The 25,418-nt window shown below is 67.1% G+C and carries 21 protein-coding genes; 16 read left to right on the top strand and 5 right to left on the bottom strand.

Annotated features, from left to right (window positions below; all coding sequences use genetic code 11):
• Window positions 1–81: 81 nt before the first annotated feature.
• The 6 genes from ACQR1L_RS31170 to ACQR1L_RS31145 all read left to right on the top strand — a co-directional run bounded on the left by ACQR1L_RS31170 (window position 82) and on the right by ACQR1L_RS31145 (window position 8,305).
• A complete protein-coding gene (locus ACQR1L_RS31170; protein WP_434861745.1) occupies window positions 82–1,695 on the top strand; it encodes a hypothetical protein in 1,614 nt (537 codons plus the stop codon).
• 65 nt (window positions 1,696–1,760) lie between these two features.
• Window positions 1,761–2,339, top strand: a complete 579-nt coding sequence (locus ACQR1L_RS31165; protein ID WP_434861744.1) for a LysE family transporter — start codon at window positions 1,761–1,763, stop codon at window positions 2,337–2,339.
• A gap of 160 nt (window positions 2,340–2,499) precedes the next feature.
• Window positions 2,500–2,793, top strand: a complete 294-nt coding sequence (locus ACQR1L_RS31160) for a hypothetical protein (RefSeq protein WP_434861743.1) — start codon at window positions 2,500–2,502, stop codon at window positions 2,791–2,793.
• 58 nt (window positions 2,794–2,851) lie between these two features.
• On the top strand, window positions 2,852–4,120 hold the full coding sequence (ihpA, locus tag ACQR1L_RS31155) for a divalent metal ion exporter subunit IhpA (protein WP_434861742.1): 1,269 nt from the start codon (window positions 2,852–2,854) through the stop codon (window positions 4,118–4,120).
• On the top strand, window positions 4,117–5,097 hold the full coding sequence (gene ihpB / locus ACQR1L_RS31150; RefSeq protein WP_434861741.1) for a divalent metal ion exporter adaptor subunit IhpB: 981 nt from the start codon (window positions 4,117–4,119) through the stop codon (window positions 5,095–5,097). Before ihpA ends, ihpB begins: the two co-directional genes overlap by 4 nt.
• Entirely contained in the window at window positions 5,090–8,305 is a 3,216-nt protein-coding gene (locus ACQR1L_RS31145) for an efflux RND transporter permease subunit (RefSeq protein WP_434861740.1), read from the top strand. Before ihpB ends, ACQR1L_RS31145 begins: the two co-directional genes overlap by 8 nt.
• 380 nt (window positions 8,306–8,685) lie before the next feature.
• Here ACQR1L_RS31145 and ACQR1L_RS31140 read toward each other — a convergent pair whose 3' ends face one another.
• The 3 genes from ACQR1L_RS31140 to ACQR1L_RS31130 are packed head-to-tail and all read right to left on the bottom strand — an operon-like array spanning window position 8,686 to window position 12,207.
• Window positions 8,686–9,432 carry an SDR family oxidoreductase gene (locus tag ACQR1L_RS31140; RefSeq protein ID WP_434861739.1) on the bottom strand — a complete coding sequence of 249 codons (747 nt, stop codon included), beginning with the start codon at window positions 9,430–9,432 and terminating at the stop codon, window positions 8,686–8,688.
• 3 nt (window positions 9,433–9,435) lie between these two features.
• A complete protein-coding gene (locus tag ACQR1L_RS31135; protein ID WP_434861738.1) occupies window positions 9,436–10,770 on the bottom strand; it encodes an FAD-binding protein in 1,335 nt (444 codons plus the stop codon).
• A 9-nt stretch (window positions 10,771–10,779) separates the two neighbouring features.
• Window positions 10,780–12,207 carry a UbiA family prenyltransferase gene (locus tag ACQR1L_RS31130; protein WP_434861737.1) on the bottom strand — a complete coding sequence of 476 codons (1,428 nt, stop codon included), beginning with the start codon at window positions 12,205–12,207 and terminating at the stop codon, window positions 10,780–10,782.
• Window positions 12,208–12,356: 149 nt separating this feature from the next.
• Between ACQR1L_RS31130 and ACQR1L_RS31125 the strand changes: the two genes are divergently transcribed.
• Complete coding sequence (locus tag ACQR1L_RS31125) at window positions 12,357–13,946, top strand: hypothetical protein (protein ID WP_434861736.1); 1,590 nt, start codon at window positions 12,357–12,359, stop codon at window positions 13,944–13,946.
• A gap of 6 nt (window positions 13,947–13,952) precedes the next feature.
• Here the strand turns inward: ACQR1L_RS31125 and ACQR1L_RS31120 are convergent, their stop codons facing one another.
• Window positions 13,953–14,585, bottom strand: a complete 633-nt coding sequence (locus tag ACQR1L_RS31120) for a helix-turn-helix domain-containing protein (RefSeq protein WP_434861735.1) — start codon at window positions 14,583–14,585, stop codon at window positions 13,953–13,955.
• A 155-nt stretch (window positions 14,586–14,740) separates the two neighbouring features.
• Here ACQR1L_RS31120 and ACQR1L_RS31115 point away from each other — a divergent pair, with 155 nt between their 5' ends.
• The 8 genes from ACQR1L_RS31115 to ACQR1L_RS31080 all read left to right on the top strand — a co-directional run bounded on the left by ACQR1L_RS31115 (window position 14,741) and on the right by ACQR1L_RS31080 (window position 22,931).
• Window positions 14,741–15,985: a dienelactone hydrolase family protein gene (locus tag ACQR1L_RS31115; RefSeq protein WP_434861734.1), complete on the top strand. Its 1,245-nt coding sequence runs from the start codon at window positions 14,741–14,743 to the stop codon at window positions 15,983–15,985.
• A gap of 91 nt (window positions 15,986–16,076) precedes the next feature.
• Window positions 16,077–17,618, top strand: a complete 1,542-nt coding sequence (locus ACQR1L_RS31110; RefSeq protein WP_434861733.1) for an ABC transporter substrate-binding protein — start codon at window positions 16,077–16,079, stop codon at window positions 17,616–17,618.
• 26 nt (window positions 17,619–17,644) lie between these two features.
• A complete protein-coding gene (locus tag ACQR1L_RS31105; RefSeq protein ID WP_434861732.1) occupies window positions 17,645–18,652 on the top strand; it encodes an ABC transporter permease in 1,008 nt (335 codons plus the stop codon).
• Window positions 18,645–19,535: an ABC transporter permease gene (locus ACQR1L_RS31100; protein ID WP_434861731.1), complete on the top strand. Its 891-nt coding sequence runs from the start codon at window positions 18,645–18,647 to the stop codon at window positions 19,533–19,535. The genes ACQR1L_RS31105 and ACQR1L_RS31100 overlap by 8 nt, the downstream gene beginning before the upstream one ends.
• On the top strand, window positions 19,532–20,407 hold the full coding sequence (locus tag ACQR1L_RS31095; protein ID WP_434861730.1) for an ABC transporter ATP-binding protein: 876 nt from the start codon (window positions 19,532–19,534) through the stop codon (window positions 20,405–20,407). Before ACQR1L_RS31100 ends, ACQR1L_RS31095 begins: the two co-directional genes overlap by 4 nt.
• Window positions 20,404–21,264 carry an ATP-binding cassette domain-containing protein gene (locus ACQR1L_RS31090; RefSeq protein WP_434861729.1) on the top strand — a complete coding sequence of 287 codons (861 nt, stop codon included), beginning with the start codon at window positions 20,404–20,406 and terminating at the stop codon, window positions 21,262–21,264. Before ACQR1L_RS31095 ends, ACQR1L_RS31090 begins: the two co-directional genes overlap by 4 nt.
• Window positions 21,261–21,977 carry an SDR family oxidoreductase gene (locus ACQR1L_RS31085; protein ID WP_434861728.1) on the top strand — a complete coding sequence of 239 codons (717 nt, stop codon included), beginning with the start codon at window positions 21,261–21,263 and terminating at the stop codon, window positions 21,975–21,977. The genes ACQR1L_RS31090 and ACQR1L_RS31085 overlap by 4 nt, the downstream gene beginning before the upstream one ends.
• A 354-nt stretch (window positions 21,978–22,331) precedes the next feature.
• The gene (locus ACQR1L_RS31080) at window positions 22,332–22,931 is read left to right on the top strand and encodes a VOC family protein (protein WP_434861727.1); all 600 of its coding nucleotides are present in this window, start codon (window positions 22,332–22,334) and stop codon (window positions 22,929–22,931) included.
• Between the two features lie 394 nt (window positions 22,932–23,325).
• Here ACQR1L_RS31080 and ACQR1L_RS31075 read toward each other — a convergent pair whose 3' ends face one another.
• Window positions 23,326–23,922: a hypothetical protein gene (locus ACQR1L_RS31075; RefSeq protein WP_434861726.1), complete on the bottom strand. Its 597-nt coding sequence runs from the start codon at window positions 23,920–23,922 to the stop codon at window positions 23,326–23,328.
• 211 nt (window positions 23,923–24,133) lie between these two features.
• Between ACQR1L_RS31075 and ACQR1L_RS31070 the strand changes: the two genes are divergently transcribed.
• Window positions 24,134–24,529, top strand: coding sequence for a GFA family protein (locus ACQR1L_RS31070; RefSeq protein ID WP_434861725.1), 396 nt, complete (start codon window positions 24,134–24,136; stop codon window positions 24,527–24,529).
• The last annotated feature ends 889 nt before the right edge of the window (window positions 24,530–25,418 follow it).

Here is a 25,418-nt window from a genome sequence, read left to right as displayed (position 1 = left end):
TGTACGGACGCGCAGTGCCGGAAAGCGGGACTTAAGCTTTCGCAGCTAATGAGGCATGCGACGACGAGCTTCGGATTCTTCATGACCATCGATACCTTCGCAACGGCGGACGCGCGCACCGGATCGGGCTCACGCCCGTGGCCGGCCTTGTCGCATCGCACGGTCGTGGCGTTGTCGGTCTGGGGCGTGCTGTTCGCCGCCGAGCTCATCGTCAGCCTCTATCTTGCCGGCGGCCGGCTCGTGTTCACGCTGGACGACGGCTACATCCATCTTGCGGTCGCCGACCAGATCCTGGCCGGCGGCTACGGCGTCAATGCCGGCGAGGTCTCCTCGCCGAGTTCGTCCATCATCTGGCCCTATCTGATCGCGCTCACCGAGGCGCTGCATCTCGGCCCCTGGGGACCGCTGCTGATCGGCGCCGCCGCAGCCGCCGCCACCCTCGTCACGATCGTCCGCCTGCTGGAGAGCTCCGGCCTGTTCGACGGCGAGCGCGCCTGGTTCACGAACGCGATCGCGCTGCTGATGATCTTCATCGTCAGCGCGGTGGCACTGCCGATGACCGGACTGGAGCACAGCCTGCATGTCTGGGCGACGGTGACGACGTTCGCCGGGCTCGTCGAGGCCGCGCGCGGACGTTCACCGTCCCGGCTGCAGATCGCCGCGCTGGTGCTGCTTCCGCTGATCCGGTTCGAGGGCGCGGCCCTAGCGTGCGCGGCGCTCGCCGGCCTCGTGCTGCTGCGGCAGCGCCGGGCCGCAGCGCTCGCCGCAGGTCTGATCGCGGTGGCGCTGCTCGCTTACGGCGCGCGGATGCACGCGCTCGGCCTGCCGCTGCTGCCGAGCTCGGTGCTCTTGAAAGCGCGCATCGCCGAGGCGGCCTATGAGCACACCAGCGCGCTGGGCGCCATCGTCGACAATCTGATCCTCAGCCTGATCAATCCCTACGGCCAGCGGCTGCTGCTGCTTGCCATGGCCGTGGCGGTCACCGCGTGGTGGCTGCGCTCCGACCGGCGCGCGCTGGTCGTGGCCGGCGCGGTGCTTGCCGCCATCGGCGGCCACGTCGCGTTCGGGCAGTATGACTGGTTTCATCGCTACGAGGTTTATGTCATTGCGCTCGGTGCCGTGACCTGGCTTTGGCTGATCGCGCAGCTGAAACCGCAGCTCGACGCTCGTGTCGCGCATGCGCTGAAGGTGCCGCTCCTGTTGCTATTGGGCTACGCGTCCTGGCCCTATGCGTCCGCCGCCTGGGTGTCGCCGATGGCCTCGCGCAACATCTCACAGCAGCAATATCAGATGGGCCGCTTCGTCCACGAGTTCTATCCTCATCCCGTCGCCGTCAACGATCTCGGCCTCGTCGCCTACCGCAATCCGAACTACGTGCTCGACCTCTGGGGGCTCGGCTCCGAGCCGGTGCGCAAGGCCAAGCTCGCCGGCCGTTATGGTCCCGACGAGATGGCCGCGCTTGCGGCCGAACGCGGCGTCGGCCTGGTCATGATTTATGATCGCTGGTTCACCAGGGGCGTGCCGGCGAGCTGGACGAAAGTCGCGGTGCTGCACAGCCCGTTCGTCACCGTGGCCGTCGGCGACGTCTCGTTCTACCGCGCGCCCGCGGCTGACGCGGCCGAGGTGAACCGGGCGCTGGCGGCCTTCGCGCCGACGCTGCCGCCGGATGTGAGCCTCGAGATCCTCGCGCCCTGAACACCGAGCTGGGCAGGATTGACCCTGGTCAAGGCGGGGACGTGGCCCGCGTGGTCAGTCGGCGCATGGAATTGCTGACCTTCGCTCTCGCCGCTGCTGCGCTGCTTGCGACACCCGGCCCGACCAATACTCTGCTCGCCACGTCAGGCGCGAGCCGCGGCGCGCGCGGCTCCGTTCACCTGCTGCTGGCGGAGATCGCCGGCTATCTGCTCGCGATCCTGGTCCTGCGCGGCCTGCTCGGTCCCGTTCTCGCCCTCCATCCGCTCGTGGGCGATGCCCTGCGCGTCGTGGTCGTGCTCTATCTGCTGCACCTCGCCGCGGCGCTCTGGCGCCATGGCGGCGTGGCCGCCCGCCATGCCCCGCCGGTCACAGCCGGTCGCGTCTTCATCACCACGCTGTTCAATCCCAAGACGATCATTTTCGCCTTCACGCTGCTGCCGGCGCAGGGCGATGCCGCAACCCTGCTGCCCTTCATCGTTGCGCTCGGCCTCTCGACGATGATGATCGGGGCAGGCTGGATCCTGCTCGGCGCGACGCTCCGCCGCGGCCTGGGAGGTCTCTTGCCGGCTGCGGTCGGCTATCGCTGCAGCGCCGCCGCGTTGATGCTGCTCGCCTGCGTGATCCTCGCGCCGGCGATCGCCTAGCGCGACAGCGATGCGGTTCCGTTTGTTACATTGTTGCTGATCGACAACATCCCGGCTGCGTGCTATCCGCGCCCGATACAGGGGATGATTTTTGCAATTGGTCGGCCCGCGATATGTCACGACGCGCCCGCGCTTCTTGCGCCGGATCGCATCGCTGTGCGTGCTGCTGGCCTATCTCCTGGCGGGCGCGCTGCATGGCGCCTGCGACATCGACGTCGCGCATTCTTCCGCCGGCAAGCCGGAGATCGCATCGCTGCTTGACAAGGCCGGTCATGCCGATCAGCGCGGGATCGCCGATCACCATTGCCATGGCTGCTTCTCTGTCGCCATGCCGCAGCTCCAACTCGCGGCCCTTCCGGCCGATATCGTCGCGGCCACCGACTGGGCCAGTCCGCTGCTTCGCGCAGGCGTCCTCTCCGAGCGCGATTCTCCGCCGCCAAGACACCTGATCTGACGCCGCGTGCCGGACGGCTGACGCCGTCCATCCTTGCTCGTCCAGACAGGTTGCTTTGATGCCATTTCCCGGGATGGTTGCGCGCGCGCTCTGCGCCGCGACCCTGCTCGCCGTCTCAGCGCAGGCGACAGCCGCGCAGACGCTGACCTTGCGCGAGGCGCTGTCGCGCGCGCTCGCTGCCAATCCACGCCTTTCTGCTGCGGATCGCGACATCGGCATCGCCTCCGGCCAGCGGCTGCAGGCGGGTACGTTGATCAATCCCGAACTGTCCTACGAGCAGGACAATTCGCTTGGCTCGGGCCCATATCGCGGCACGCGCTCGGCCGAGACGACCTTGCAGATCAGCCAGGCCTTCGAATGGTTCGGCAAGCGCGATGCGCGCATCGCCGCAGGCCAGGCGGGTGTGCGCGTCGCCGAGATCCAGCGTCAGGCGGTGCGGCTCGAAGTGCTGTCGGAGACGGCGATCGCCTTCGTCACCGTGCTCGCCACGCAGCGCCGCATCCAGATCCTCGACGACCAGGTCGCGGCGCTCGACCGCCTCACGCCGCTGCTGCGCCGTCGGGTCGAGGCCGGCGCGTCGTCACCGGCGGAGACCGGCCGCGCCGAGGTAGCCTCCGCGCTGGTCCGCGCCGACCGCGAGCGCGTCAAGGCGACATTGGCGAGCGCGCGCCGCGAACTCGCGGTGCTGATCGGCGACAGTCTGGCCAAGCTCCCCACCGTCACCGGCCGCTTCGAGACGACCGGCCAGCCGCCTGCATTCCAGACCGTCGTCGCCGCGATCGATGCCAATCCGCAGCTGACGCGATGGACGGCCGTCTACGCGCAGCGCAATGCCGAGCTGCTGCTCGCCCGGCTCAAGCCCTATCCAGACGTCCGCGTCGGCGCCGGCTGGCGCCACTTCAACGACACCCAGGACGATGCGGTCAGGCTCAGCGTCAGCGTGCCGATCCCGGTGTTCGACCAGAACCAGGGCAACATCCTCTCCGCGCAGGAAAGCCTCGCCAAGACTGAGGCCGAGCGCAAGGCCAACCGCAATGCGCTGCTGGTGATCGCCGGCCGCGCCTATGACTCGCTGCAGGGCTCGCTGCGCGAGCTCGCCGTGCTGCGCGAGATCGCAATTCCGAAGGCGCAGGAGGCTGCGGACGAGATCGCGCAGGGTTACAGCGCCGGGCGCTTCTCGCTGCTCGAGGTGCTGGACGCGCAAGGCAGCGTCGCCCAGGCGCGGCTGCGCGAGCAGGAGGCGCTGCAGAACATCCACGTCGCGGTGGCGACCATCGAGGGCCTGGTCGGCCGCCCCTTCACTCTGGTCCGGGAGTCTGCGCGATGAAGACGTCCACCGCCATATTGATCGCGATCCTCGCCGCCGCCAGCGGCGCCGGCGCTGCGCGCTTCTTGGGCCACGCATCGCCGCACACCGAGGCGACGGTCGGCCATGCCGATCACGCGGAGAAGCCCAAGGACCATGTCGAGCAGGACGAGCACGGCGCCGACCGCATCCGCATCAGCGACGTCAAGCTCGCCGCCGCCGGCGTGACGCTGGCCGAAGCCGGACCGGCGACGCTCTCCGACACGCTCGCATTCAACGGCGTGCTGCGCGCCAACCAGGAAGCGCTGGTGCAGGTGACGCCGCGCTTCCCCGGCATCGTCCGCGCTATCAGGAAGCGCATCGGCGACACCGTGGCCAAGGACGAACTTCTCGCCGTGATCGAAAGCAACCAGAGCCTGACCGCCTATGACTTGAAGGCGCCGATCGGAGGCACCATCATCGATCGCCAGATCTCGCTCGGCGAATACGCCTCCGAGCAGAAGCCGGCCTTCGTGGTCGCGGACCTCTCGACCATCTGGGTGGACCTCTCGATCTATCGCCAGGATCTGCGGCGCGTCCGCCTCGACGACGAGGTGCTGATCGATCCCGATGACGGCCGCGGCACCATCAAGGGCAACATCTCCTACATCGCCCCCGTCGGTGCCAGCGAGACCCAGACCGCGCTGGCGCGCGTCGTGCTGCCGAATGCCGATGGTCGCTTGCGCCCCGGCCTGTTCGTCACCGCACGGCTGGTGCTCGCCAAGCGCAGCGTCGCGGTCGCGGTGCGCGCCAGCGCGATCCAGACCTTGGAGAACAAGACCGTCGTGTTCGTCCGTGAGGAGGGTGACAAGATCGAGGCGCGGCCCGTCGCGCTTGGCGAATCCGATCCCACCCATGTCGAGATCCGCGACGGACTCTCCCCAGGCGAGCACTACGTCGCCGAGAACAGCTTCGTCGTGAAGGCCGAGATGGGCAAGGGGGAGGCCGAGCATGATTGACACCATCCTCGCCTTTGCCGTGCGCCAGCGCTGGCTGGTGCTGCTCGTATCACTCGGCGCGGCCGGCTTCGGCGCCTGGAATTTCACCCGGCTGCCGATCGACGCCGTGCCCGATATCACCAACGTCCAGGTGCAGATCAACACCAAGGCGCCGGGCTATTCGCCGCTCGAGACCGAGCAGCGCATCACCTTCCCGGTCGAGACCGCGATGGGCGGCCTGCCGAAGCTCGACTACACCCGCTCGCTGTCGCGCTACGGGCTGAGCCAGGTCACCGTCGTGTTCCAGGACGGCACCGACATCTACTTCGCCCGCCAGCTCGTCAATGAGCGCATCCAGCAGGTCAAGGACCAGCTGCCGCCCGGCGTCGAGGTGGCGATGGGGCCGCTGTCGACCGGGCTCGGCGAGATCTTCATGTATGCGATCGAGGCCAAACCCGGCGCCAAGAATGCTGAAGGCGCCGACTACTCGCCGACCGATCTGCGCACCATCCAGGACTGGATCATCCGCCCGCAGCTGCGCGGCGTGGCCGGTGTCATCGAGGTCAACACCATCGGCGGCTTCGAGCGCCAGTTCCACGTGCTGCCGGATCCCGGCCGTCTCATGGCCTACAAGATCAGTTTTCGCGACGTCATCGCCGCGCTGGCATCGAACAACGCCAATGTCGGCGCCGGCTATATCGAGCGCAACGGCGAGCAGTATCTGGTCCGCGCGCCCGGCCAGGTCGGCAGCGCCGCCGAGCTGAAGGACATCGTGATCGGCGCCCGCGGCGGCACGCCGGTGCGCATCGGCGACGTTGCCGAGGTGATGGAGGGCCGCGACCTGCGCACGGGCGCGGCGACGCTCAACGGCGAGGAGACCATCCTCGGCACCGCGATGCTGCTGATCGGCGAGAACAGCCGTAGCGTCGCGCGCCGCGTCGCCGCACGGCTCGATGAGATCGCGAGGTCGCTGCCCGAGGGCGTGATCACGCGCACGCTCTATGATCGCACTCATCTCGTCGAGGCGACGATCCGGACCGTCGAGACAAACCTGCTCGAAGGTGCCGCACTCGTCGTCGTCGTGCTGTTCCTGCTGCTCGGCAACATCCGCGCCGCGCTGGTCACCGCCTGCATCATCCCGCTGTCGATGGCGATGACCATCACCGGCATGGTGGAGAGCAAGGTCAGCGCCAATCTGATGAGCCTGGGCGCGATCGATTTCGGCATCATCGTCGACGGCGCCGTCATCATCGTCGAGAACTGTCTGCGGTTGCTCGCCCAGGCGCAGCACCGCAAGGGCGGCCTGCTCACGACCTCCGAGCGGCTGCAGACCATCGTCAGCGGCGCCCGCGAGGTGATCGGCCCGAGTCTGTTCGGCACGCTGATCATTGCGGTCGTCTATCTGCCCGTGCTCACGCTGACGGGCGTCGAAGGCAAGATGTTCACGCCGATGGCGCTGACGGTGCTGATGGCGCTCGGCGCTGCCGTGCTGTTCTCCGTCACTTTCGTGCCGGCGGCGGTCGCCATCTTCGTCACCGGCAAGGTGTCGGAGCAGGAGAATTTCGTGATGCGCGGCGCCCGGCGCGTGTATGCGCCGCTGCTGCGCGCCGTCATCGTCCATCGCGCCGCCGTCGCCATCGCAGCCGTGGTGATCGTCGCGGCCAGCGGCGTCGCGGCGACACGCATGGGCGGCGAGTTCATTCCGAGCCTCGACGAGGGCGACGTGGCGCTGGCGGCGCTGCGGATTCCCGGCACCAGTCTCACGCTGTCGGTCGATCTGCAGAAGGCGCTCGATGCGAGGCTGAAGCGAATCCCAGAGGTGAAGGACGTCTTCACCCGCATCGGCACCGCGGAGGTCGCCACCGATCCGATGGCGCCGTCGCAGGGCGACGGCTACATCATGCTGAAGCCGCGCGCGGAGTGGCCCGATCCGGCCAAGGACAAGGCGACATTGGTGGCCGAGATCGAAGCCGCCGCGGACGAGATCCCCGGCAGCAACTACGAGATCTCGCAACCGATCCAGTTGCGTTTCAACGAGCTGATCTCCGGCGTCCGCAGCGACGTCGGCATCAAGATTTTCGGCGACGATCTCGACATCCTGCAGGGCGCGGCGCGCCAGGTGGAGGCCGTCATCCGCGGCATCAAAGGCGCGACCGACGTCAAGACCGAACAGGTCGCGGGGCTGCCGATCCTGACCGTCAAGATCGATCGCCAGGCGCTGTCGCGCTATGGTCTCAGCGTCGCCGAGGTGCAGAACGTGGTCGAGATCGCCATCGGCGGCAAGGCCACCGGGCAATTGTTCGAGGGTGACCGCCGCTTCGACATCGTCGTTCGCCTGCCGGAACGCCTGCGCGGCAATCTCGATGCCATCAGAGCCATCCCGATTCCCTTGCCCGCAGGCGAGGACGCGGGGGCCGCGCCGCTGCGCACCGCCTTCAGCGCCGCGGCCCAGCCGCGCTATGTGCCGCTGTCCTCGGTGGCAAACGTGGCATCGGCGCCGGGCCCGAACCAGGTCAGCCGCGAGAACGGCAAGCGGCGCATCGTCGTGTCGGCCAACGTTCGCGCGCGCGATCTCGGCTCGTTCGTGACCGAGGCGCAGGCAGCCGTTGCCGAGAAGGTGAAGCTGCCGCCGGGCTACTGGATCGGCTGGGGCGGGCAGTTCGAGCAACTGGTGTCCGCGACCAAGCGGCTCACAATCGTGGTGCCGATCGCACTCGCACTGGTGCTGCTGCTGCTGTTCATGAGCATGGGCTCGCTGGCCGATGCCGCCCTGGTGTTCTCCGGCGCGCCGCTGGCGCTCACGGGCGGCATCGCCGCACTGCTGCTGCGCGGGCTGCCCTTGTCGATCTCCGCAGGCGTCGGTTTCATCGCGCTATCCGGCGTAGCCGTGCTCAACGGCCTCGTCATCATCGCCTTCATCGAACGATTGCGCCAGGAGGGCCGCAGCGTGCTCGCGGCCGTAGAGGAGGGCGCGCTGGCGCGGCTGCGCCCGGTGCTGATGACGGCGCTCGTCGCCTCGCTCGGCTTCGTGCCGATGGCCCTCGCCACCGGCGCCGGCGCCGAGGTGCAACGGCCGCTCGCCACCGTCGTCATCGGCGGCATCATCTCGTCGACGGTCCTGACCTTGCTGGTGCTGCCGGCGTTGTATGTGCTGTTCAGAAGGGAGGAGCGGCAGGGACATCGCATAGGAGGCTATGGATCTGAGCCGGCGAGCGATGCTGCCGAATAGTCACTCCGTCATGCCCGGGCTTGTCCCGGGCATCCACGTGGTTCTCAGCATGCCGGACGACGTGGATGGCCGGGACAGGCCCGGCCATGACGACGAGGAGAGAAACAAACACAAACTGCGATCGTCATCTGCGATTGCCATGGGAAAGGGGGATGACGTCGCCCTAGCTCTCAAATTGTGCGCTCAGCGAATAGCCCAACTCACAGCAACGTTCCTCGATAGTGTCCGCGGTATGCGCGCCGGCGTTCGCCGGGACGACGGCGGAGTATGGAGGACGAGCCTCGCGCCCCGCCCACGATGTCGTCCCGGCCTTTAGCCGGGACCCATGCGCCGCGGCAGACATGAGGCGGACGGACAGGAGTCGCCTTCGGCCGCGAAGACTAAAGCTTCAGCCGCTTGAACACCGCCTCCGGAATCAGCTTGATGATCGTCATCACCAGCCAGAACCTGCGCCCGACATAGATCACGTCGCGCGGGCTCTCCTCCGCGGCCGCGTAGATGTCGGCGGCGACGCGCGCCGCGGTCACCGTCAGCGGCGCCGGAAGCTTGAGATGCGCGGTCATTCGCGTGCGCACGAAGCCGGGCTTCACCGTGACGACGCGCACCTTGCCGGCGAGCGCCATGCGGTTGCGCAGGCCCGACAGGAATTGCGAGAAGCCGGCCTTGGCAGCGCCGTAGACGTAGTTCGAGCCGCGACCGCGATCGCCGGCCACCGAGCTGACGCCGACGATCGTGCCGGAGCCGCGCGCCGCGAAGGCATTGGCGAACAGGCCGAGCAGCAGCGCCGGCGCTTCGAAATTGGTGCGCATGATCATCGCGGCGTGTTCGATCTCGCGTTCCGCGCGCGCCTGGTCGCCGAGTTCGCCGATCATCGAGACGACGGTGTCCGGCAGCGCCGGCAGATCGTCGACGAAACCAGTGAGCCGCGCGCTGTCGAGGACGTCGAGCGCATGCACAACAACATCATTGCCCGTGCGCGCCTTGATGTCGTCGGCATTGCGCTGAGCAGTGGATGTGTCGCGGGCGGCGAGCGCCACCTGCCAGCCGCGCTCCGCGTAGCGCAGCGCGGTGGCATGGCCGATATCGGAACTGCCGCCGATCACGAGTACGGATTTCGCGTTGGTCATGACTCAGATTCCCAATCGGGCGGAGAGGTGAGAGACGAGCTTGTCGGTGGCGCCGATCTGGCGGCGGATGTCGCGCAGGCGATCGAGCCCGGTATAGCCGGCCATGAACGTTGCGCGCGACTGGCGCGCGTCCTTGGCGAGGTAGATGCGGCCGCCGGCTGCGCTGACGAACGCATCGAGCTCATCGAGAAAGTCGAACAGCGAGTCCTGGATCGGAAAATCCATCGCCAGCGTATAGCCGCGCAGCGGAAACGACATCAGGCCGTGGCTGTCGCCGAGCTGCTTGAGCACGGCGAGCACCGAGGCGCTGCCGCGTCGCGCGACCCGTTCGAGGATCTCAGCGAGCACGCTGCGGGCGTTGTGCGCCGGGATCACGCATTGATGCTGCAGGAAGCCGCGGACGCCATAGATGCGGTTCCAATGGCCGATCGCATCGAGCGGGAAGAAATAGGGATCCCAGTGCACCAGCCGCGGCGTCGCCGCGTGCCTGGCGCCGCGGCTGAAATACAGCGCATTGAAGGCGCGCACCGACAGCGGGTTCAGCGCGAAGCCCGGCGTGAAGGACGGCATCGACGGACCGGGGCGTCGTTGCGGCGGGAACGGATCGCGGGCCGGCGCGAAGCGATCCTTGTCGGCGAGACCGGCATGATCGGCGGCGTAGATCAGCGAGCGCCCGAGCGCGGCGCCGCGCGCCAGGCAGTCGATCCACGCCACCGAATAGGTGTGCGACGCCGTCGCCTCGAGCGCCGCCATGGCGGCTTCGAGATCGTCAGCGACATGCGTCTCCTGCACCAGCCAGCCCGTCTCGATCGGCATCAAGGTCAGCGTCGCCTCGGTGATGATCCCGGTGAGACCCATGCCACCGACCGTGGCGTGGAACAGCTCGGCGTTGAGGTGCCGCGAGCAGGTGACGCTCTCTCCGCTCGGCAACATCAGCCGGAGAGCGACGACATGGTCGCCGAAGCCGCCGTCGCGATGGTGGTTCTTGCCGTGCACGTCGGCCGCGATGGCGCCGCCTATGCTGACGAATTTCGTGCCGGGCACGACCTTGAGGAAGAAGCCGCGCGGCACGAAGGTCGTGAGAATGTCGGCAATGGTCACGCCGGCTTCGACCGTCAGTTCGCCGCTGTCGGGATCGAACCGGCGCATCCGGCTCAGGCCGCCCGTTGAGAGCGTCGCGGCCATGCCGATCGCGGCATCGCCATAGGCGCGCCCCTGGCCGCGGGCGATCAGCCCGGTGCGGCTTGCGAGCAATGGCGGAATGGTGCCGGAGCGCAGCGGCGTGAGCTGCTCGCTCGGCAGCCGCGGATAATTGCCCCAGCCGGCGAGATCGCTCATGGCCGCGTGTTACATCGCCGCCAGCATGATCGCGCCGATCGTGCCGAGCGCGAGCCAGCTGACGCGGTCCTTCAGTGCGAAGATCACGGGATCGTCGTCGATCAGCCCGCGCTGGGCGAACAGCATCACCCGCGCCATCCAATACATCAGCACCGGGCAACCGGCCCACATGATCTGTGGGTGGCTATAGAGCGCGCGAACCGTATCGGAGGAAATGTAGAGCGTGAAGATCACGACGGCATTGAAGCCGGCGGCGGCCGCCAGCACGGCGATCATCGACAGATCGTTGGGCTGGTAGTCGCGCGACATCGGCTTGTCGCCGCCGCTCCGCCGATCGAGTTCGACATAGCGTTTCACCAGCGCCAGCGCCATGAAGATGAACAGCGAGAACGCGAACAGCCATTCCGACATCGCCACGCCGATGGCGACGGCGCCGGCGATGACGCGAAGCGTGTACAGCACGGCAAGCGTCACGACGTCGACCAGCGCGATGCGCTTCAGGCGGAACGAATAGGCGGTCGTGAGCGCAAGATAGAAGACGAGCATGCCGAGAAACGGCAGGGAGATGGCTGTCGCGAGCGCCAGCGCGGTGACGAGCAGCAGCGCCATCGCGGCAATGGCCTGCGCCGGGGCGATGGCGCCGCTTGCGATCGGCCGGTTGCGCTTGGTCGCATGCGCGCGGTCGGCGGTGACGTCGACGAGATCGTTGAGGATGTAGGCCGCTGACGCGCCGAGCGAGAAGGCGACGGCTGCCAGGAGCGCGGTCGCGACCGGCCAGAATCCGAACTGATGCGCCGTCAGCAATGGCACCAGCACCAGCGCGTTCTTGGCCCATTGGTGCACGCGCAGCAGCTTCGCCCAGACCCGCCAGCCCGCGGGCTGCGTCGCCGCGACCGTCGATGCGTCCGCTGTGCGGCGCGGAAGCCGTGTCGCGCCGGTCGGCAACGCCTCGCTGTCATGGCCGAGATAGTCGAAGCCCTGGCTCCAGGATTGCAGCAGGCCGAGCACCTCGGGATCGAGCCGCACGCCGGTCTCAGAGGCCGACCACGCGGTGAAGACGCCGAGGTGTTGCGCGATCGCGCTGACCAGCGCGCCGTCATAGTGATCCGAGGCGAGATAGACCGGTCGTCCCTCGCCGAGAACCTGTAGCATCATGCCGACCGTGTCGGTGTTGTAGGCGAGGCGGGCAGGATCGAAATGCGCCGAGGTCGACAGGCGCCGCTTCAGCTCGGCAGGGCCGCGCAGCAGCGCGGCGGCGAGCGTGATAATCGCAGAGGGACGGTGCGCGATCTCGGACCAGACGGCCTCGCTCGACAGGCTGGTCTGCAGCAGCACATCCTCGACATCGACGACCAGCGGCCGGCCTGCGCGCGGGCGCGGTTCGCGTTGAGTGCCGGCGTGACCCGGATCGCTCGCGTCTGGGAAGGGAAGGGACATGTCTCACCGCTGCTGGCGCCGCGCGCATTGTGCAGCGCGCTTCCCTAAGATCGTGTGAACCGGTGCGGGGCGACCGCTGGTGGAAAGCCCGCGCCGAAAGCCGGTGCTAAGGAATTTGGGTCATGGATGCTGCAGCAGCAGCGTCATTCATGACATCGACCGCCCCTCCAGCTTGCAGAATCCTGAACAGCGCCGGCGTGCTGCTGGGCCTCGGCATCTTCGCGGCGTTTGCGTTCCGTTCGGTTAACGATCTCTTGTGGGCCGACGAGCTGCTGACGATGCATCTTTTGCAGGCCGACAGCCTGCGCAAGCTGTGGGGCGGTATAGCGCTCGGCATCGACGGCAATCCGCCGCTGTACCTCACCGGCGCGTGGCTGCTGGCGCGGCTGCTTCCTGGCTCCATCTCGGCCGTCGCTGTCCTGAAGCTGCTCAACCTCGCGCTGGTGACGGCAGGTCTTGCCGCGCTGTGGCATCTCGGCAGGCGCGTGGCGTCGGCGGCCGCGTGCTGGGCCGCTCTGTTCGTGCTTCTCACCTTGAACGAGAACCTGCTGTTCGCGGCGTTCGAGTTCCGGACCTATGCGACCTACTTCGCCGCGGCGGCGGTTGCCGCGCTGGCGCAGCAGGGCGCCATCGAGCGCGGCCGGCCGCGCGAGACAGGGCTGCTCGCACTGGCGTTCCTGGCCCTGACGTCGTCACACACCTTCGGCATCGCCTATGTCGGCTGCATCGCGTTGGCCGGCTGGCTCAGTGCTCGCTGCGAGAAGGGCGTGCTGCGCCGGATCGTGATCGCGACTGCGCCTTCCGTGATGGCGGTGCTCGCATGGCTCCCGATCCTGCGCGAGCAGCTCAAGGTCGCGAGCCCCTATGGCTGGATGACACAGCCGGGCTGGTCCGAACTCGCCGAGACGTTGTTCTCCTCGCAACTGATGTTGTGGATCTGTGTCGCCGCGTTGTTGTGGCTGCTGCTGACGAGCGTGGCCGACTGGAGCCAGCAGCCGCGATGGCGCGGCGAGATGATCTCCGGCGACGATCGGCAATCCACGCGCTACATGTTGCTCCTGGCGACCGGGTTCACCGCATTCGCCCTCGCAGCCTGGATCGTCTCGCTGATCGCATTCCCGATCTTCGTGCCGCGCTTCTTCATTCCGCAGCTGATCGCCACCTCCATCCTGATGACCGTATTTGCACAGGGGCTGCTCGCGGTCGCGGAGCGCCGTCGCGCGCTCGTCGTGGTCGGCGGGCTGATCATCTCGGCGCTGGTGCTGCGCAACGTTGCCGCTCACGTCGCGCATCCGGCTCACGGCGACCCCGTCTGTACGGATGCGGCCGGCACCCCCTTCGAAGCCGCCTATGTCACAGGCGAGTGGCCGGTCATCACCGACTCGCCGCATGTCTTCCTGCCGCGCGCCGCCTATGCCGCGCATCGCGAGGCCTATCGCTTTCCGCTGGATTGGGACGTGGTCACGACCTATCCGACGCGCTCGCGCGGCAACGCCGTCGACTATCACATTCTGCAGGCGCTACAGACCTGGCTGCCGATGCCGCAGGTCGTCACCACTGACGAGGTGGTGCGCGGCGGCGGACCGTTCCTCGTGATCGAGACGCCGGGCCGGGCCTGGTTCGCGCATCTGCGCGCGACCCGTAGTACCGTGGCCGAGCAGGTTGCGCAAAGCGCGCAACGCGCCGGGGATGACGTGATCTGCACCTTGTGGAAGGTGACGGACGTCAAGCCGCGCTAGCACGCCTCACGACTGATGCCGCTTGGTGATCGCGACCCGCGTCGCCTGGCCGTAGAGCCCGGCCATCTGGTCGAGCTGCGCCGTGGTGGCTGCACAGCTGTCGATCCAGCCGGGCACGCCATCGAACATCGGCGGCAGTGTCGCCGCACGGAGCGCTGCGTAATCCTCGGTGACCTCGCGGCCGCGCGCCGTGGCGCGATAGCGGGTCTCCTTGCGCGATGAGCGTCCCTCGGTCTCGATCAGGCCGGCGCGCACCAGCTTGCGCGTCGCATATTGCAGGTTGGGCACGTCGACGCGGTTGAGCAATTGGCCGACTTCGGCGAGCCGCTTCGGCTCGTCGCCCATGCGCACGACGTTGAGCACGGCAACGTCGTCGCCGGTCAGCGGCACCTCGCAGACGGCGGCGAGGCAGGACGCCTTCCAGCGATAATAGGACTGCGCCAGCCGCTCCAGCGCGAACTCGAAGTCGGACAGCCGCCGCTCGGCGTCGCTGCGGGCGAGGTGCCAGGAGGCTTTGCTGTCGCGACTGTCGCTTCTCTCAGCAACTCTGTCGGCCCGTGATCCAGCATTGCTGATCGCCGATTTTGCCTTCACCGTCACCGTCTTGCGCTTGGCTGCGGCGTTCGTCGCCCGTTTCAAATTCCCATCTCCCGATGCCGCTCCGCACAACGCTTGTGCAGCGCATGCTCAATCTCTGCTGTTTACATCCGACATTTTTACATTAAAAATTCAATGAAGAAAACACATGAGGCCCGGCGTCACTGTGGACGCTGGCAGGACCGGGGAGCATGACGATGGCTGGCACGAGCGCTGGACAGTGGATCGACATCGCCGCCGCCGATGGCGGCACGTTCAAGGGCTATCTGGCGGTGCCCGCGTCAGGCTCCGGTCCCGGCATCGTGCTCCTGCAGGAGATTTTCGGCGTCAACGCCTCGATGCGCGCCGTCGCCGATTACTACGCCGAGGAAGGCTATGTCGTGCTGGCGCCGGACCTGTTCTGGCGCTTCGAGCCGGGCATCGAGCTCGGCTATGGCGAGGCCGATTTCGGCAAGGCGTTCGGCTATTACCAGCGCTTTGACGTCAATCTCGCGATCAAGGACACGGCCGATGCGCTGAAGGTGCTGCGCGCGCGTCCCGAGTGCAAGGGCAAGGTCGGCGCACTCGGCTTCTGCCTCGGCGGCAAGCTGGCCTATCTCACGGCCGCCCGCACCGATGTCGATTGCGCCGTCTCCTACTACGGCGTCGGCATCGAGGCGGATATCGCCGAGGCCAAGACCATCAAGGGCCCGACCGTCTTCCACTTCGCCGAGCTCGACAAGTTCGCGCCCGCCGAGGCGCGCGAGGCGATCAAGGCCGGCTTTGCCGGCCGCGATGACGCCGAGTTCTATCTCTATCCCGGCTGCGATCACGCCTTCGCCGCGCCGGAGCGCACGAGCTTCGACAAGCCCGCGACCTTGATGGCGCATTCGCGCTCGATCGCGCTGTTCCGCAAGGTGCTGGGCCCGCATTACGATCTGTCGTCGCTGTGGGACAAGCACACCGAGCTCGAATTCGCCACCCGCTCGGCGGAGGCGACGATGGGCACCATGGTCGCCGAGCCCTATGTCAACCATATCCCGACCATGACCGGCGGCGTCGGCTACAAGGACCTGCTGCGCTTCTACGCCAACCACTTCATTCCGAAGACGCCAAAGGACACCAAGCTGGTGCCGATCTCGCGCACCATCGGCGCCGACCGCGTCGTCGACGAGATGCTGTTCTGCTTCACCCACGACATCGAGATCGACTGGATGCTGCCCGGCATCCCGCCGACCGGCAAATATGTCGAGATCCCGCTGGTCGCGATCGTCCGCTTCCGCGGCGACAAGCTCTACAACGAGCACATCTACTGGGATCAGGCCTCGGTGCTGGTGCAGATCGGCCTGCTCGATTCCTCCAAGCTGCCGGTCGCGGGTGTCGAGACCGCCAAGAAGCTGGTCGATGAATCCTTGCCCTCGAACACGCTGATGAAGCGCTGGGCCGAGAGCGCACCGCACTGATCATCAAGTGAGGAATGGCGCCGGCAGGTGCGCCATTTCCTGATCTGCCTTTCGCTCACTCATCGTTCGCACATTTCGGAGTTGCATCACCATGCGTGACCATCAGATCTCTCGCCGTACGATGTTGCAGCTCGCGGGCGCGGCTGCGTTGCCGCTCGCCACCGGCCTGCCGCTCTCGTCCGCGCGTGCCGCGGCGGGCACCCTGACCATCGCCTACAACGTCAATCTGCCGTCATTCGATCCGACCGTCGGCGTCTCCGCGGTCAATCCCACCATCCAGTCGATCTACCAGGCGATCTTCGATCCCTATATCGGCCAGGCCGCCGATCTCTCGTTCAAGCCCGGTCTTCTGACGAAGTGGGGCTGGAACGAGGACCGCACCAAGGTCACGATGGAGCTGCGCTCCGACGCGACCTGGCACGACGGCTCCAAGGTGACGCCGGAGGACGTGGTGTGGTCGCTGACCCGCGCCGCCGATCCGAAGGGCGGCAACCCCATTCAGTTCGTCTGGTCGAAGATCAACAACTTCAAGATCGACGGCCAGACCATCACGGCCGATGTCGTCGAGTTCGAGCCGGTGCTGTTCAAATGGATGGCGTTCCTCACCGGCTATGTGCTGCCGAAGGCCTATTACGAGAAGGTCGGCGCCGAGGGCTTCGAGAAGGCGCCGATCGGCTCGGGTCCGTACAAGGTCGATGCGTTCGAGCGCAACGCCTTCCTGCGGCTCAAGGCGCATCCCGGCTATTGGGGGCCGAAGCCGGCGTTCGAGACCGTCGTGTTCAAGTTCGTCACCGATCCGACCAGCCGCGTCGCCGAGATCGAGTCGGGCGGCTCCGACATCACCTTCGAGATTCCCTACGAGGAGTTCGACCGCCTCAAGGCCAAGCCGAACCTCGCCGGCGTGACACAGCCGATCTCCGACATCGGCATGATCTTCCTGACCGACATCGATCCGATGCTGGATCGCAACGTCCGCCTCGCCGCCAATCACGCCATCGACAAGAAGGCGATCGTCGAGAAGCTCTTGCGCGGCTATGGCGTGCCGATCGACACGCTGGAAGCGCCGGGCTACGCCGCGTTCGATCCGTCGATCAAGGTCGCCTACGATCCGGAGCTCGCCAAGAGCCTGCTCGCCAAGAGCGGCTATTCGACCACGAAGCCGGTCAAGTTCACCATCCAGACCACGCGCGGCTTCAAGCCGAAGGACTATGAGATGGTGCAGGCCATCGCCGGCATGTGGCGCAAGGTCGGCATCGAGGCCAATATCGAGGTCTACGAGATCGCGCAGCATTTCGAGCTGCGTGCCCGCCACGCGCTGGCGCCGGCCGCGTTCTACAATTGGGGCAACGCGATCGGCGATCCCACGACGTCGACCGGCTTTGCGATGTTCGGTCCGTCGCCGCATTCGGCCTGGAAGGGCAAGGATTTGATCGAGCGCATCGGCCCGCTGTGGGGCGAGAAGGACGAGGCCAAGCGCCTCGCCGGCTGGAAGGCGGTCGACAAATACATCGCCGAAGAGGGCGAAGTGATTCCGCTGCTGCAATACGTCCAGCCGATCGTGCACAAGAAGGGGCTGAAGGTGGTGCCGCAGGCCAACGGCATGATCCTGCCGCAGCTCGTGACCCAAGGTTGAAACAAGGCTGAGACGGAGACCGAGCGATGCGCTGGAGCGCCATTCTCAAGCGCCTCGCTCTGATCCCGCCGACTCTGCTCGGCGTCGGCGCCATCGTGTTCGTGCTGTTGCGCGTGGTGCCCGGCGATCCCATCGCCATGATGATCCCGCCCGGCGCCTCGCCTGCCGATATCGCGCGGCTACGCGCGCTCTACGGCCTCGACCAGCCGCTGCTGTCGCAGTTCATCACCTGGCTCGGCCAGGTCGTATCAGGCGATTTCGGCCGCTCGATCAGCCTGCGCCAGCAGGTGTTCGAGCTGGTCGGCGCGCGGCTGCCGGCGACGCTCGAACTCGCCGCGCTCTCGGTCGTCATGGCGCTGCTGATGGGCGGAGCGGTCGCGCTGGTCGGCAGCCTCATGCGCGGCACCCGCGCCGAATGGCTGCTCGACACCGTCAACGGCGTCTTCCTCGCGATTCCCGATTTCCTCTGGGCGCTGATCCTGCTGCTCGGCTTCGGCGTGCTGCTGCCGCTGTTGCCGATCTCCGGCCGGCTCGACCCGCAGCTCGCCGTGGCCTTCCGCACCCACTTCTATCTGATCGAGAGCATGCTCACCTTGCGCCTCGACGTCGCCGCCGATCTGTTGCGCCACATGCTGCTTCCGTCGCTCGCACTGGCGCTGCCCTTCGCCGCGCTGGTCGCACGGCTGCTCAAGGCGCAGCTCGCAGAGGCCGAGGACCAGGACTACGCCCAGATCGCCCGCACCCGCGGCTTCTCGCGCACCACGATCCTGCGACGCGAGGTGTTTCCCAACGCGCTGATCCCGACGGTCGCGCTGTCAGGCGTGCAGGTCACCCTGCTGCTCGGCGGCACGGTTCTGGTCGAGCGCATCTTCTCCTATGAGGGCATCGGCAACATGGCGATCGATGCCGTCATCAATCGCGACTTCCCGCTGATCCAGGGGCTGATCCTGACCTTCGCCGTGCTGTTCATCGCGCTCAATCTCGCCGTCGATCTGCTCGTCGCGCTGCTCGATCCGAGGCTGCGTCATGGCTGATCTCGTTGTCTCAGGGCCCATCATGGCAACGCCCTCGCGCTGGCGCAGCGCGCTCGCGCGCGGCGGGGCGCGGCTGTGGATCGGCGGCGGCCTCGTTGCTCTCTTGCTGCTGATCGCGCTGTTCGCCCCAGCCATCGCCCCGCACGACCCTGCCGAGCAGGACCTGATGTCGGCGCAATTGCCGCCGTCCTTCATGCGCGGTGGTGAAGCGGCGTTCCCGCTCGGCACCGACAGCCTCGGCCGCTGCGTGCTGTCGCGGCTGATGTACTCCGCGCGCACCGCCGTGGCGGTGGCGCTGGTCGCCTCGGCGCTTGCGGCGATCATCGGCGTCGCACTCGGCCTGATCGCCGGCGCGTTCGGCGGCGTGCCCGATCAGCTGGTGTCGCGCATGATCGACGTCTGGATGGCCTTTCCGCCGGTGCTGCTGTCGATCGTGCTCGCCGCCGTGATCGGCGCCGGCCTGACCTCCGTCATTGCCGCGATCGTCGTGGTCGACTGGACGCGCTTTGCGCGCATCACCCGCGCGGAAACCCAGGCGCAGCTCGCGCGCGACTACGCGGCCGCGGCGCGCGTGCTTGGCCTCACCCGCATGCAGGCGCTGCGGCTCGAGATCCTGCCCAATCTGATCCCGCTGATCGTGACCCTGCTCGCCGTCGAGATGGGCATCGCGATCCTGGTCGAGGTCATCCTCTCCTTCGTCGGCATCTCCGTCACCGGCGATACCGCGAGCTGGGGCGGCATGATCACGGAAGGGCGGCAGATCGTCTATCAGGCGCCGTGGATCATGGCGCTGCCGATCGCCGCCGTCATCGTCAGCGTCATCGGCTTCAATCTGTTCGGCGACGGTCTGCGCGCCGCGCTCGACCCGGTGCAACGCCGATGAGTGCCGTGCTGGAGATCGAGAACCTGCACGTCGCGATCGGGGCCGCCAAGGTGCTGCGCGGCGTCTGCTTGCGCGTCGAGGCCGGCGAGGTGCGCGGACTGGTCGGCGAGTCCGGCGCCGGCAAGTCGATGGTCGGCCGCACCATCTTCGGCCTGCTGCCGGCGAAGGCGAACATCACGGCGGGCCATGTGAGCTTCGAGGGTCGCGATCTTCTGGCGATGCCCGACAAGCAGCGCCGCGATCTGCTCGGGCGCCGCATCGCGCTGATCCCGCAGGACCCGATGACCTCGCTCAATCCCGTCCGGCGCATCGGCGCACAGATGGCGGCGGTGCTGCAGCTGCATTTGAAGCTCTCCAAGCGCGCCGCGCTCGACCGCGCCGCCGAGCTGCTCGCCGAGGTCGCGATCCGCGATTCCGGCCGCGTGCTCGCGTCATACCCGCACGAGCTCTCCGGCGGCATGCGCCAGCGTGTGCTGATCGCGATGGCCTTCGCCTGCGATCCGTCGCTGGTGATCGCCGACGAGCCGACCACCGCGCTCGACGTCACCGTGCAGCGCCAGGTGCTGCAGCTGGTCGAGCGGATGCGCCAGCGCCATGGCGCCGCGATCCTGTTCGTCACCCACGATCTCGGTGTCGTCGCAAAAATATGTCGCAGCATGACCGTGCTGCATGCCGGCCGCGTGCTCGAGGACGGCTTGACGGCCGACGTCCTGGTGAAGCCGCATCACGCCTATACGCGCGCGCTGCTGGCGGCGACACCGCGCGCGGATCGCCCTGCGGATGCGCTGAAGCCGGTGCCGCCGGCGCTGATCGAGAGCCTGTGGGCCGAGGCGCGCCGGCTCGATCAACTCGGCGCCGGGAGGCCGGCATGAGCGACATCCTGCTGCGCACCGGCCAGCTCGGCTTCGCCTATCCGGCGCGCTCGACCTCGCTATTCGGCAAGCCTGCGATGCGCGAAATCATCAAGTCCGTCGATCTCGCCGTGCCGCGCGGCGCGGTGCTCGGCCTGGTCGGCGAATCCGGCTCGGGCAAGACCACGCTCGGCCGGCTGCTGGTGCGGCTGCTGGAGCCGACCTCGGGTGGCATCCAGTTCGATGGCGTCGAAATCAGCCATCTCTCGGAAGCCGCGTTGCGACCCTTGCGCGCGCGCATCCAGATGATCTTCCAGGATCCGCAATCCTCGCTCAATCCGAGGCTACCGCTCGCAGTGACCTTGACGCGCCAGCTCGAAGTCTACGGCCGCCTCAGCGGCCGGCGCGACCGTCGCGACAAGGCCGCGGCGCTGCTCGACCTCGTCGGCCTGCCTACCTCGTTCGTCGATCGTTATCCGCACGAACTCTCCGGCGGCCAGCGGCAGCGCGCCGGCATCGCGCGGGCGCTCGCGCTGCAGCCGGACTTCATCGTCGCCGACGAGATCGTCTCCGGCCTCGACGTCTCGACCCAGGCGCACATCCTGATGCTGCTGAAGGAACTGCGCGCCAAGCTCGGCCTCACCGTCGTCTTCATCAGCCATGACCTGTCGGTGATCCGCGTGCTCTGCGACGAGGTCGCCATTCTCAAGGGCGGCGAGGTGGTCGAGCACGGCCCGGTCGGCCGCATCTTCTCCCATCCGCAACACGCCTACACGCGCCAGCTCCTCGCAGCCATTCCGCTCCCCGATGTCGAGCCGGGCTGGCTCGACGACTCCCCGTCCCGTCAGCAACCACAGCAGCAGGGATCAGCCGCATGAGCACTTCGGTCAAGAGTTCCGTCGTCGTCATCACCGGCGCCACCGGTGCCATCGCCACCGCGCTGATCGCCGAGTTGCTGGCGCGCGGCGCCGCCAAGGTCTACGCCGCCGCGCGCGACGTCTCGGGACTTGCGGCCACCGACAAGGTCGTGCCGCTCAAGCTCGACGTCACCAGCGATGCCGACGCGGCGGCCGCCGCAGCGCAGGCCTCCGACGCGACGCTGCTGATCAACAATGCCGGCGTCAACCACAACACCGCCTTCCTGCTCGCCCCCGATCTCGCCATCGCCACCGAGGAGCTCGCGATCAACTATCTCGCGCCGCTGCGGCTCACCCGCGCCTTCGCGCCGGTGCTGATCAGGAACCACGGCGCGGTGCTCAACATTCTCACCATCCTGGCCCGCGTGAACCTGCCGCTGATGGGCTCCTACTGCGCCTCCAAGGCCGCGGCGCTCAGTCTGACGCAGGGCCTGCGCGGCGAGCTCGAGCCGAAAGGCGTCCGTGTCGCGGGCGCGCTGCCCGGCGCTGTCGATACGCGGATGACGGCCGGGCTGCCGATTCCAAAGATGACGCCGGCAGACGCCGCGAAGGAGATCCTCGACGGCTATGAGGCGGGCGAGGAGGACATCTATGTCGGCGACATGGCCCGCGGCCTCGCCGCGGGCCTCGCGCAGGATCACAAGGCGGTGGAGAAGCAGCTGGCGGCGGGGTGAGCGTAACGACGGCAGCGTGCGTGTGCGCGCGCTGCGAGATTTCGATCTCAATCCTCATGGTGAGGAGGCGCCCGATGGCGCCGTCTCGAACCATGAGGCCCCAGCAGCGGCCTCACCCTTCGAGACGCCCGCCTATGGCGGGCTCCTCAGGGTGAGGGGAGGGGGCGGTTCGAGCAGCCCGGGCGCGCGGGGCGGTGCGAAGCTCCGGGCTCATCTCCCGAGCTCTCAGCCGATAGCTGATGTGCGCGCCGCATTCGGAACTCAAACCCTCATGCTGAGGAGCGCCGCCTTGGCGGCGCGTCTCGAAGCACGAGGCCCCAATCGTTCGATGTCAATCCTAGGTCGGAGTCTTCAATGAAAATCACCAAACTCATCAGCACCGCTCTCGCCGCCCTCGCTCTCTCCTCCACACTCGCCGCCGCCGACTCCATCCCCGGCCTGCGCGGCCACGACCACACCGGCATCACCGTGCCGGATGTCAAAGCCGCCATCGCCTTCTTCACGGACGTCATCGGCTGCAAGCAGGCGATGTCGTTCGGGCCGTTCTCCGACGAGAAGGGCACGTTTATGCAGGACGTTGTCAACGTGCATCCGCGCGCCGTCATCCACGAGATCAGCATGGTCCGCTGCGGCTATGGCTCCAACATCGAGCTGTTCCAGTACGAGGCGCCCGACCAGGCCAAGACGCAGCCGAAGAACAGCGATTTCGGCGGCCACCACATCGCGCTCTATGTCGACGACATCGACAAGGCCGCCGCGTATCTGAAATCGAAGGGCGTGCGCACCATGCAGGGCCCGATCCCGATCAATGAAGGCCCTGCAGCCGGCCAATCGATCCTGTACTTCCTGACACCCTGGGACCTGCAGATGGAGCTGATCAGCTACCCCAAGGGCATGGCCTACGAGAAGAACGCGACGACCCTGCTGTGGTCGACGACGGAGCCGCAGAAGTAATAGGACGACGAGAAGCCATTGGCTCCACGCCGGCGGTGCTTCAACTCCCTCTCCCCGTTCTTACGGGGAGAGGGTTGGGGTGAGGGGCAGCCGCACGGGACGTGCGAGCGGAACGACTTATCCCTCTCCCACCCGGCTTGCATCCGATGATGCAATCCTCTCGCGTTTGAAGATCGTCGTTTCGCGCTGATCTCTCTCCGTCATCGTGGCCGGGCTTGTCCCGGCCATCCACGTCGTTCGGCACCCGTGGATGGACGTGGATGCCCGAGCCTCCGCCGCGCCGAAGCAGCTTCGGCCGCGCAGGCGGGACAGGCCCGGGCATGACGGAGTCACTCACTTGCAGGATCGTACGTCGCGACAGCCTCACTTCAAGAGAGGAGGGAGCGACCTCGTCCTAATTGAACGCCATCGGCGCCGCGCTGGCCATCCACCCATCCGAGCGCGTGTTGCGCGCCACCCGCTGATAGCGCGACGCACGGGCTTCGCGCGTGGCTCCGGCTGCCGCGCCGAACATCGTCGAACCACCCCGCGGATTCACGATCGTATATCCGGCGATGGAGCGCGGATGCTCGCGGGTGACGTGGCCGCCGGAATTGCCGTCATGCACCAGCCACACATTGCCGGCGACCTGCTGCTGCAGGATCATGACGTGGCCGGAGCGGACGGCCGCCATGCCCGGCGCCGGCATGGCGCGCGGAAAGCGGCGCCAGTTGGACGCGAGGTTCAACTCGGGAATGATCCGGCCAAACGTATAGAGCGACGCTTCGCAGCCGCAGAAGGCATGGGGGCATCCCGACGGTCGACCGGCCACGACACGGGCTTCGCCCGGAATCGAAGCCATCGCGTTCATGAAGGAGTGCTGGCGATAGGCGTAGCGGTGATGGGAGGAGTGATGATGATAGGAATAGTGATGATGATGATGACGAGGACGTGCCTCGGCTTGAACGGAGAGAGCCAGCAATGCGGCGACGACAAGAACAACGCGGTACATTCGGAGGACTCCTGTACACTGTGAAATCCCCCTGCCGCGCGCCAATCAACCGGCAAACGTGTCCTCAACGTGACGGAATCGCCCGTGAGCCATGCATTTCTGGGATGCGACTGCCCGCTGCGGCAGTTCCGAATTGATCAATTTGCTTGACTCGGTCTAGCCGCGCGTCGCCGGCGGCCGCTTGTCAGCTCGATGGCAAAAGGAGGAAGAAATGACCGCGTTTCGTGGCAGCTGTTTGTGCGGCCAGGTTGCGTTCGAGGTCGATGCTCCGTTCGATCGATTTCTCAACTGTCATTGCTCGCGCTGTCGCAAGGCCAGCGGCGCGGCACATTCGTGCGAAGTCATCGTCAAAGCGCCGGCTCTCCGCTGGCTGCGTGGTGAGGAGAGCGTCTCGCGCTTCGACCTGCCGCAGGCGCGGAGCTTCGCCACCGCGTTCTGCAACAGGTGCGGCAGCCCGATGCCGCATCTGACGCGCAGTGGTCGCGAGGCGATCATTCCTGCCGGCAGTTTCGATCAGCCGCTCGGCGCCGCGCCGGATCGCCACGTCCACTGGGCGTCGCGCGCGGACTGGTACGTCCATGGTGAGGATCTCCGCGTAGAGGACTGACAGATTGCGGCGCGATGCATGACGGAAAGGGATTCCGCGTCGGCAACCTTTGCCATTCGTGACCGCGCGGGACCTCGTGCAGATGGCCGCTGCGTCACGCGTTGTCCTTTCAAGGTTGTCATCGTGAGGACGGCAAGCTCTCCACGCTCCCTCCCCCCTTGTGGGGCAGGGGGGTAGCCGAGAGGGTGGTGGGTGTGGCCACCCCCCCTCCCTAGCCCTCCCCCACAAGGGGGGAGGGAACGAACTCGGGCGAGGAGAGGGCACGGCTCATTGAGCCGGCAGGCATCTGAGCTACGAGCTCATCCGCCTGCCAGTTCGTCCTCGTTAGGAGTGCAAGATCTCCACGCTCCCTCCCCCTTGTGGGGGAGGGGGGGAGCCGAGAGGACGGTGGCGTGGCCACCCCCCTCCCTAGCCCTCCCCCACAAGGGGGGAGGGAACGAACTCGGGTGAGGCAGAGCACGGCTCATTGAGCCGGCAGGCATCTGAGCTACGAGTTCATCCGCTTGCCAGTTCGTCCTCGTCAGGAGTGCAAGCTCTCCACGCTCCCTCCCCCCTTGTGGGGGAGGGTTGGGGAGGGGGGTAGCCGAGAGGACGGTGGGCGTGGCGCCCCCCTCCCTAGCCCTCCCCCACACAGGGGAGGGAACGACCTCACGCGAGGAGAGGGCACGGCTCATCGAGTCAGCAGCAGGGAGGCCCGCTGTCGGCAGGCCCAGAGCAACGCGCCATCGGCCAGCGCGCAGAATCTGATTTCACCTTTGCGTTCAAGCTGATTTGGGCTGTCCAGTCCTGTTAGTAAAAATATTCCGCTTCGCGATTTCGGAAAATCATGATCTTATCTCCCTCGTCCCGCCTCATCGACGAGGGGCGCTGCGCGGTCGTCACGAAGCGT

This window comes from Bradyrhizobium sp. HKCCYLR20261 (assembly GCF_051168435.1).
Classification (GTDB): domain Bacteria; phylum Pseudomonadota; class Alphaproteobacteria; order Rhizobiales; family Xanthobacteraceae; genus Bradyrhizobium.
This window is presented reverse-complemented; position numbering and strand designations above follow the sequence as displayed.